The organism is Rubellimicrobium thermophilum DSM 16684, from assembly GCF_000442315.1.
GTDB lineage: Bacteria > Pseudomonadota > Alphaproteobacteria > Rhodobacterales > Rhodobacteraceae > Rubellimicrobium > Rubellimicrobium thermophilum.
The window spans coordinates 34,427-41,453 of record NZ_KE557326.1; the positions used below are offsets into that span (position 1 = coordinate 34,427).

Annotated in this window: 8 protein-coding genes; 2 read left to right on the forward strand and 6 right to left on the reverse strand. The window is 63.1% G+C overall.

Annotation, left to right across the window (positions count from 1 at the left end; all coding sequences use genetic code 11):
* From RUTHE_RS15000 to RUTHE_RS15025, 6 genes are all read right to left on the reverse strand, one after another.
* Positions 1-473: NAD(P)-binding protein (locus RUTHE_RS15000; protein WP_021099344.1), on the reverse strand; the 473-nt coding region annotated here is incomplete at its 3' end.
* A gap of 29 nt (positions 474-502) precedes the next feature.
* Positions 503-1,252: a sugar phosphate isomerase/epimerase family protein gene (locus RUTHE_RS15005; protein WP_245542269.1), complete on the reverse strand. Its 750-nt coding sequence runs from the start codon at positions 1,250-1,252 to the stop codon at positions 503-505.
* 85 nt (positions 1,253-1,337) lie between these two features.
* Entirely contained in the window at positions 1,338-2,408 is a 1,071-nt protein-coding gene (locus RUTHE_RS15010; RefSeq protein ID WP_021099346.1) for an ABC transporter ATP-binding protein, read from the reverse strand.
* Between the two features lie 36 nt (positions 2,409-2,444).
* Positions 2,445-3,356: a carbohydrate ABC transporter permease gene (locus RUTHE_RS15015; protein WP_021099347.1), complete on the reverse strand. Its 912-nt coding sequence runs from the start codon at positions 3,354-3,356 to the stop codon at positions 2,445-2,447.
* Positions 3,353-4,327, reverse strand: coding sequence for a carbohydrate ABC transporter permease (locus tag RUTHE_RS15020; protein ID WP_021099348.1), 975 nt, complete (start codon positions 4,325-4,327; stop codon positions 3,353-3,355). Before RUTHE_RS15020 ends, RUTHE_RS15015 begins: the two co-directional genes overlap by 4 nt.
* Before the next feature lie 35 nt (positions 4,328-4,362).
* Complete coding sequence (locus RUTHE_RS15025; protein ID WP_158453437.1) at positions 4,363-5,637, reverse strand: ABC transporter substrate-binding protein; 1,275 nt, start codon at positions 5,635-5,637, stop codon at positions 4,363-4,365.
* Positions 5,638-5,814: 177 nt separating this feature from the next.
* On the opposite strand from RUTHE_RS15025, the gene RUTHE_RS18760 reads away from it, so the two are divergent.
* Together RUTHE_RS18760 and RUTHE_RS17900 are read left to right on the forward strand one after the other, a co-directional pair.
* On the forward strand, positions 5,815-6,075 hold the full coding sequence (locus tag RUTHE_RS18760; RefSeq protein ID WP_169578850.1) for a winged helix-turn-helix transcriptional regulator: 261 nt from the start codon (positions 5,815-5,817) through the stop codon (positions 6,073-6,075).
* Positions 6,076-6,155: 80 nt separating this feature from the next.
* On the forward strand, positions 6,156-6,971 hold the full coding sequence (locus tag RUTHE_RS17900; protein ID WP_021099350.1) for an ROK family protein: 816 nt from the start codon (positions 6,156-6,158) through the stop codon (positions 6,969-6,971).
* The last annotated feature ends 56 nt before the right edge of the window (positions 6,972-7,027 follow it).

Below are 7,027 nucleotides of genomic sequence, written 5' to 3' on the forward strand. Positions count from 1 at the left end.
CAGGAATTTACACCAGCTTGACGGACGTGACCGTCATAGGAAATGGGCCAGTCCACTCCGCGGCCGACGCAGGACCTTGCCTTGAAGTCGTCATCGGTCCAGCGCAGCAGGACACGGCCGAAGACATGTGTCCGCCCCCCCGCCTGCCGCCCGCGGATCCAGACGAAAGGCGCATCCCTGGGCGTGGTGTAGGGGTTATCGCGGTCATTGACATAGAAATGCCGCAACGCGCCCTGAAAGAAAGCCGCTCGAGCCTGGACCGGCTGACCGCGAAGCGTCGCCAGAACACGTTCGGCCATGTTGATGGGGCGCGGTCGTTTCGGCTTGCGCGAAGGGTCGAAATGTTCCGGTCCGATCTCCGGCCCGGCCTCGAGCAGCAGGGTCGAAAGGCCCTGGCTCGTGAGTTCCTTGGCCGCAAAGCTTCCGGCCGCGCCGGAGCCGACGACGATCGCGTCGTGGATATCATCCGTCATTGCTCTGTCCTTGTCAGGCAGGGCCGGGGTCAGGCCTCTGTGCCCCGCCCGATGGCCCTCATTGTCTCGATCGAGCGGCGTGCGAAGCGGCGCCAGTCGGACGGCTGATCATGTTCCACGATCATGAGCTGCGATCCGGATGCGACGGCGGCATCCCAAAGGCTCTGCCAGTCGAGGATGCCATGGCCGAGATCCGCAAAACCCCTCTCGTCGAGGGCCGTTCCCTCCGGCGCCAGATCCTTGACATGGACGGCAGGGATGCGGCCGCGGTATCGGTCAAGCCAGACCAGAGGATCCGCCCCGCCGACCACCATCCAGGCCAGATCCGGTTCAAAGGGCACGCGATCCCCCAGCAGATGCTCGATCGGATAGCTGCCATCCGGCAGAGGATGCATTTCGAAATCATGGTTGTGATAGGCAAAGGTCAGGCCGCGCGCCGCCATGAGGTCGGTCAGCCGCGCCAGCCGGTCTCCCAGCGCCTTCCAGCCCGCGACCGTCTGAGGCCTGTCCTCCGGAGCGATCCAGGGGCAGACGACCAGCCACATGCCAAACCGGCGGGCGATCGCCGTGACAAGATCAGGCGCATCCTCGAACAGGTCGAGGGTGAAATGACCGGATTTCGCGGTCAGGCCGTATCGCTTCAGGAGGGCTGAATAGGACTCGAGTGAGGCCATGTCCTCGGGCGGACCAAAGAAGAAGGGCTGCACATCCGTGTAGCCGAGTTCCGCAAGGACAGAGATCTGCTCCTCGAGATTTTCGGCAGCACGGGATGAGAACATCTGAAAGGACAGATCACCATTGGGAATCATGAAAGGGCTCCGTGAATCATGAGAGACCAGAGGATGTCCGGTCGACGAGAACCGATCAGATCAGCCGTCGCCCGCTGTCGGGGTCGAAGAGATGGATGCGGGACGGATCGGGCCGGATCGGGATCGTTTCCCCCTCGCGTGCAGCAATCCTCTCGCGGAAGAGCCCCACGACCTCCGTTTCACCCAGACGGAGAAAGACCATCGTCTCCGATCCGGTTGGTTCCACCAGCCGAATCCGCGCCTGAAGACTTCCTGCCCCACCCAATCCGAAATGTTCGGGCCGGATGCCATAGACAACAGGCCGACCCTCCAGCTGTCCCGCACCAGGCGGCAGGGGAAGCTCGATCCCGTCGCAGCTCATGAAAGAGCATCCGGAATTCCGCTTTTCGACCATCCCGTGGAGGAAGTTCATTGCGGGCGAACCGATGAAGGCCGCAACGAACATGTTCGCTGGCCGATCATAGAGGTCCAGCGGCGTATCGCACTGCTCGACCCGGCCATCACGCATGACGACAATCCTGTCGGCCATGGTCATCGCTTCGATCTGATCATGGGTGACATAGATCGTGGTGATCTTCAGCCGGTGCTGAAGCGCCTTGATCTCGCTGCGCATTTCCACCCGCAGCTTGGCATCGAGATTGGAGAGCGGCTCGTCGAAGAGAAAGACCTGCGGATCGCGAACGATGGCCCGCCCCATGGCGACCCGCTGACGCTGCCCGCCGGAAAGCTGTCGGGGATAGCGCTTCAGCAATGCCCCGAGCCCGAGAAGTTCGCCGACCTTCGCGATGCGCCGGTCCCGTTCGGCGCGGGCGATCCCCTTCAACCGGAGCGAGAAGGCCATGTTTTCCGCCACAGTCATGTGCGGATAGAGCGCATAGCTCTGAAAGACCATGGCAATGTCACGATCCTTGGCGGCCACGTCGTTGATCACGCGCGAGCCCATGCAGATCTCGCCGTCCGAGACGGTCTCGAGTCCGGCAATCATCCGCAGGAGCGTGGATTTGCCGCAACCCGAGGGGCCGACAAGCACGACGAACTCGCCATCCTCGATGTCGATCGAGACGTCGCGGATGACCGGGATGGTGCCATAAGACTTGCGCAGGGCACGAATGGCCACCGATGTCATGAGGCATCTCCTGAATGAACGGGGGATCAGCCGCGGTCATCCCTTGACCGCACCCCCCAGAATGCCCCGCACGAAATGGCGCTGGAGCGAGAGGACAAGGACAAGAGGGACGAGGACCGACAGGAAGGTCGCCGCCATGAGCGGACCCTGCCCCTGGGTTGTCTGGGCCACGAGACCGGCAAGATTCACCGTGATCGGCGGAGGCAGGGACGATCCCCCCATGAAAAGAAGGGGGATCAGCAGATCATTCCACGACCACAGGAAGGCCATGATCCCCAGAGATGCCATGATGGGCCGCGACAGCGGCAGGACGATCGATCTGAAGATGCGCAGCTCGGAAGCGCCGTCGAGCCGGGCGCTTTCGAAAAGCTCCTGGGGAATCGAGGCAATGAAGCCCCGCAACAGGAACACGCCGAACGGCAAGGTGAAGCCGACCTGATAGAGCCAGATTCCGGGAATGGTGCCCGAAAGACCCACCAGATTGTAAAGCCGCAGGAGCGGAACCAGGGTAATCTGAGGGGGCGTCACGAGAAGTGCGACCAGCAGGAGCGAGATCGCCGTCCGGCCAGCGAAATTCATCCGGACAAGGGCATAGGCCCCGATAACCGACAGAAGGATCACGAGCACGGTCGTGGGAATCGCAATGGCCAGCGAGGTTCCGAGACTGCCGGCAACGCGGAGCTGATCGAAGGCCAGCATGTAGTTCGTGGCGGTGAATGCCGGTCTGGGCAATGCCATCCACCAGCCCGAGGCCGCGGTCTCCGCCTGGGGCCGCAACGACGACAGCAGCAGCGCCAGGATCGGGACGAACCAGAACAAGACGAAGAGAAGGACGACAGCATGGACCAGCCAGCGCAGGTGCCCTCGCCCCCGGACACGGTCGGCGGCCAGCCCGATGAAGCCATGGGAGGACAGAGGAACGGCAGACTGGCGGGCGGTCTTGCTCACGGGCGGACCTCGGTGCGGAACTGGATGATATTGATCAACGCCACCGGCAGGGCCGAGATCAGCAGGATGACGGCAATCGCGCTCGCATGACCCAGATTGTTCGCGGCAAAGAGTTCGTAATACAGCCGGTTGGCGATCACATCGGTGCCGAAATTCCCGTTGGTCATCACATAGACGATATCGAAGACCTTCAGGGCGGCGATGATCATCGTGGTCAGCACCACGAGAACCGATGGCAGGATGTTGGGCAGGATCATCGAGAAGAAGATCCGCCACTCGCCCGCGCCATCAAGCCGGGCGGCCTCGATCATCTCGGTTCCGACATTCTTGATCGCCGAGGACAGGATCAGCACCGCAATACCGATCTGGAGCCACACGGCCACGAAGATCAGTGCAAGGGTATTGACCACAGGCTGGATCAGCCAGGGGACAGGACCGAGTCCGAAGACCTGCAGGACCGCGTTGAAGGTGCCGAGCTGTGGCGAGCCCGCCGGCTGAAAGGAATACATCTGGGTCCAGATGACCGCACCGGCGGTGAAGGAGATCGCCGTCGGCAAGATGACAATCGTCATCGCCAAGGGCTCATAGGAGACCTTGTCGAACAGTACGGCGGCGATCAGGGCCAGGACGAGCGTGACGACAGGGAAGATGACCAGCCAAAGGATGTTGTTGCCGATGACATCCAGCATCGCCCCCGAAAAGGCCCAGCGATAGTTTGCCGCGCCAATCCAGGATTCGGCACGCGCATCCTGGAACGAGGTCGCGACGGTCACAATCACCGGATAGATCAGGATCAGGGCCACCAGTCCCAGGGGCAAGAGCAGCCACAGCCAGGGCCGCATCGCACGCTGAGGACCGGGAGGGCATAGCGAGAGGACGGCCTCGCCCAGTCCCAGCGCCAGATAGACAAGGAACGGGATCCCGATGGCGCCCAGGACGATGAGAAGCGGCACGAGGCCTGTAATGTCCATCTTGCGCTTCCTGCAGCTGCGTCACCTGGCCTGCGTCACTCGGTCGTCGCCTCGATGGTCTCGAGGATCCGGTCCAGGCTCGAAGGATCCTGCATGTAACTGACGACACCGCGATAGAAGGCGGTGCTGGTTGCCGCGGATGCCATCAGGTTCGGACCGGCAGCGAACTCCACCCCGTCTGGGCCGAGAAACTCGGTCGCGATTTCCCGCAAAAGGGGGCTCGGATAGGTATCCACAGGCACGTTCCTGTTGGCAACCGGCCAGCGGTTCAGCGAAGCGAGATAGGTCTGCGCCGGAGTCGAGGCCATGAACCGCAGGAAGGCTTTCGTCTCGGGCCGGTCGTTAAAGCCCACCGCAAGGGCCGACTGGAAGAGTTCGTAGGAGTCGTATGCCGGATCCGAAGCCGGGACGCGGAAAAAGTCGATGGTCTCGCCTGGTCTGGCGCTCTCGCCAATCAGGCCGGGCACCCAGGCCCCCCAGAGCACGAGGGAGCAGCCCGGCGGATCGGCCGTAAGAGGATTGTAGCCAGTGGCGATGGAGGTCGAGATGGCCCCGATGGCGCCGCCCTGCAGATGGCCGTCGGCGGCGATGACGCGCCCGAACTCCTCGAAGGCATCGCGGACCTCGGCACTTGTCCAGGGCAGTTCGCCTGCGCCCCACTGCCGATAGAGATCAGGGCCATATTTCTTGAGAAAGATGTTCTCGATCATCTGAGCGCCGGAAAAGCCGCTGGAAGCACCAGCCCCCTGGGCCGCACACCAGGCCGTACGGCCCGCCTCGGCCTCGGATTCGGTCCACTCGACGATCGCCTGCCAGTCCTGCGGCGGCCGGGGCCCGGCATAGGCCTGGGGATTGTACCAGAGCATGAAGGGATTGAGGCCCTGATAGACGCCAAAGACCTTGCCGTCATGCGTTGCGGTCGAAAGCAGCATCTCGCTGAAATTCGCGGCCAGCTCGTCGCCGAAGGCAGAGGACAGATCGGCAAGAAGGCCCCGCTCGGCGAAATCCTGCGCCATGCCGAGCTGGAGATCGGCCACATCGGGCGGGTTGCCGGCCTGCAGACGCGACTGGACGATGGCCGTCTGGTCGGGCGTCCCCGTATAGCGGATCTCGACACCCGTGCCTTCCTCGAAGGCGGCATAGACCTGCTCGAGCGTCTGACCTTCCACGCCGCTGTTCTGGCCGATCATCTCGACATAGCCTGAGAGGTCTTGGCCTTCGGCAATGCGCCGGGCCTCGGCAACGGCCGCCTGATAAAGGGCATCGTTGCCCTCCTGCGCGGCCACGGCACCGGCGAGCAGAACGAACATCGCCACGCTGCCGGTCGGATTTCTGAACGCCGAAATGGTTGTCACGACCACCCCTCCCATCGCCGTGGATCGCGCGGACCGATGCGCCACGCCTTTCATGAGGATCAGCAATGGGCTTTACTCTGTCAATAATGATCTTATTTATGTCAATATTTACAAAAATAATGAGCGACAACCATGGGCTCAGCCAAGACCAGTGTCCGAACTCCGCCTCTCCCCTCTGTCCTCGACAAGGCGGATCTGCTCCTGCTTCATGCTCTCCGGCATCAGGCCAGAAGCCGGGCAGAGCTTGCCCTGGAAACGGACTGGTCCCGGAATACCGTTGCCGCCAGGCTCGGCCGCCTCATCGACGAAGGCTGGGTTGTCGAAACAGGGATAGCCGTGGCGAGCGGGGACGCCCGTTCCTTCGCTATGCCATCAATCCGGAGGCGGCTCTGATCCTTGCTGCGCGGTTCCATGCCGAAGGCCTCAACGCAGCCCTCTGCACCCTTTCGGGCACGATCCTGGCCACTGAATCCGTGAATCTGGAGGCCGATCTCGGCCCGGATGGCGCCATCGCCCAGATCTCCCGGCTCCTCGATTCGATGACGGCACAGCCCGGATTCGACCGCCGCAGAATCCACGCGATGGTCATAGGCGTACCCGGTCCGGTCTCCGCCGAGGCGCGGACCGCTCCCTGGTCGCGGGTGGGTGTCCTGCCATCCGATCTCGCCGAACAGTTCGGCATGGCAGTCGCGGTCGAGAACGATGCCAATCTCATGGCTCTGGGAGCGCGGCACGATCACCCGGAGGCGGCTTCGCTGCTCTTCCTTCTGGTCCAGACCGGAATCGGCGCAGGCCTCATTCTTTCGGGGCGATTGCATCGAGGGCTGCTTGGATGGGCAGGCGAGGTCGGACATGTGCCTGTCGCCGCTGCCGGAGACATGCCCTGCATGTGCGGCAACCGCGGCTGTGTCGCCCTGATCGCCGCAAACCCGGCCCTGATGCGCGCAATTTCGAAACCGACACAACCGGTAAATACCCTCGCCGATCTCGCCCATCTGGTGCAGTCAGGCGATATCGACGCGATCATGGCCTTGCGAGAAGCAGGGCGACATATCGGCGAAGCCATTGTGGGGCTGGTGGTCGGCCTGGCCCCCGAAGCGATTGCCGTCGGGGGGCCCATCGCCGAGATCGGGAACCATGTGATCACCGGTATCCGCGAAACCCTGGCTCAGAGAACGCCCCCCGCCATCTCTTCGCAGATCCGGATCGTAGCTGCGCAGGATCACGACCGTGCCGCCATCCGGGGGGCCACCGATCTTGCTTTCGATCTGCTGTTTCCAATCTCCTGACTGGCCCGTCACCCTCCGGCGGGCGGGGTCTGCCCCCCCGCATCCCCCCCGCCCCC